1 protein-coding gene is annotated in these 2,286 nt (G+C 67.1%); it reads right to left on the bottom strand.

Annotation, left to right across the window (positions count from 1 at the left end):
* Nucleotides 1–2,286: conjugative transfer ATPase (locus HNR75_RS15340; protein ID WP_188027819.1), on the bottom strand; the 2,286-nt coding region annotated here is incomplete at both ends.

The following is a 2,286-nucleotide window of genomic DNA, read 5'->3' as shown; positions in this document are numbered from 1 at the left end:
GGTCGTCGATGTTCTGCGTCGCCAGCCAGAACCAGGCGCCCAACTTGCGCCACATTTTTGTAATTTTCACGACATAGGGCGCGAGCAGCGGGTTCTTGGTGATGATGTGACCTTCGTCGGTCACGTTGACGATCGGCCGTCCCAGGTACTGGTCGCGCTCGGCGATGTTGTTCACCGTGCTGATCAGGCTGATGTAGGCGATGGAGAGCTGCGCGTTGTAGCCCTCGCGGGCATAGGTCGCCAGATCGACCAGCGTGATGTCGGCCTCGGGCCACGGCGTGCCGTCGCGGTCGAACATCTCGCCGTCCGTGCCTTGGCAGAACATGTCCATCGCGTCCGCCATCTCCAGCAGCCGCGCACGGCGCATCTCGGGCAACGTCGGGTCCTGGCCACGGATGCGCAGTGCATTGCGCACATCGCGCGTGAGCACGGTGCGCTTCTCCGCCACGCAATGTTCGGCGGCGTCGAGGATGCACTGGCGGATCAGCGAGCGGTCGGCCCGCGTCATCCGCGCTTCTTCCTTGTCTTCGCCGCCCGTGATCATCAGCCGTGCCGTGATCTCCAGTTCGCCGAGCACGTCGCGCTGCTCATCCGCCTCCATGGCCGAGGCATCCGGTGGCTGGTCTTCGTCCAGGGCATCGGCATCGAGCGTCTGCACGTCGCTGGGCGTTTCGATCAGCCGGCGTGCGTCGGCGAACGGCGCCAGGCTGATGCCCGATCCGGGGGCCAGCTTGACCCGGTTCACGGTCAGGCCCAGGCGCCGCGCGAAGTCGCTGAACAGGCCGAAGCTGTTGCCGGCTTCCACGATGAAAAGCCGCGGCCGGTAGATGGCCGTCACCTGGTTCAGCAGGTTGTTGAGCGTGGCGGACTTGCCCGAGCCCGTAGGGCCAAACAGAAACAGATGGGCATTCATCTGCCGATCCAACCTGTTCAAGGGGTCGAACGTAATCGGGCCGCCTCCGCGATTGAACATCGTGATGCCGGGGTGCCCCGTGCCCTGGGCGCGGCCCCACACCGGCGACAGGTTCGCCGCGTGCTGGGCGAACATCAGCTGCGTGTACCAGCGGCGCCGATCCTTGCCGGGGTTGTAGCAGCACGGCAGCCAGCGCAGGTAGCTGTTGAGCGGCGCCACCTCGTCGTCCTCGCGCACCGGTTGCAAGCCGGCGTTGAGCATGACGTTCGCCAGGTCCAGGCCGCGCCGATCCAGTTCCGCCTCGTCGCGCCCGCGCAGGTAGAACGCCAGCGTGCCCCGGTAGAGCTTGTGCGCGCTGCCGATCAGGGAGCGGGCCTCGTGCACGTCCTTGAGGGTCTGCTCCGACGCCAGCGTCTCGCCCACGGCCTTCTTCGCCAGGTGGTTCAGATCCGATTCCAGGACATCCTGCGGCGTGGCGACCATCGTGAGACACATCAAGGTGTCCTCGGGCATCTGGTCGAACAGCGTGTTGATCGCGTCCCCCTTGCGGGTCTCGCCGGTCAGGTGCCCCGTGCCGGGCGGCATGCGCAGCCGGTCGGTGATCAGCACGCGGTGCGGCATGCCGTCGAAGTACCAGGCCCCTTGCGCCACGTCCGAGCGCGGCTGCCCGAAGAACAACCGCTGGCTGAAATCCCGCCCGCTCGCCAACTCGATCTCGCCGGCCTCGGTCTCGTCCGGGTAGCGCGCCAGCGAGTAGAAGCGCTCCCGGTCCTCCGCCCCAGGACCGAGCAGCGTGGGGCGCGGGTTGAACCATCGCAGCAGCCAGTCGTGAACGTCCGCTGCAACCATGCGCCGGGCCTGGATGCCGGCATTCGCCAGCCCGCCGCACAGGCGATCGCAAACGATGCCCAGCATCTGCTCGGGTGTCTGGCCGCGGCGGTTTGCCTGTCCCTGACCGCTCGCGCGGCGGTACACCACCATGCGCACGCGCCGCGTCTGGCCGCGCCAGCGCAGCCGCGTGACCACCGTGTCCTCGAACAGGCCGCCGGGCTTGGCCACAGCGCGCATGTGGTGGCCGAAGAAGCGCAGGTAGAACTCGGTGAACGCCGAGCCGCGCGCACGTGGCTGCACGTAGTCGCGCAGCGTCTGCATGTACTGGTCGAAGCTCGGTTCGTCCTGGGCATAGAGCTGGAGCACCCAGGGGTTCTCGTCCAGTTCATCGAAACTGTCTTGGAGTGCGTTTTCCAGGGCATCGCGGGCGTGGGCGAGCCAGCCAGGCTCCCGGCCTTCGGTGCCCAGCGGCACCAGCTCGAAGAACGCCGCCACCGATTGGCCGTCCTCCAGGAGCATCGATTTCGACTCGGGCATGAACT

This window comes from Tolumonas osonensis (assembly GCF_014202415.1).
GTDB classification, from domain to species: Bacteria; Pseudomonadota; Gammaproteobacteria; order Enterobacterales; family Aeromonadaceae; genus Tolumonas; species Tolumonas osonensis.
Note: the sequence above shows the minus strand (reverse complement) of the source record. Positions and strands in the feature narration are given on the sequence as shown.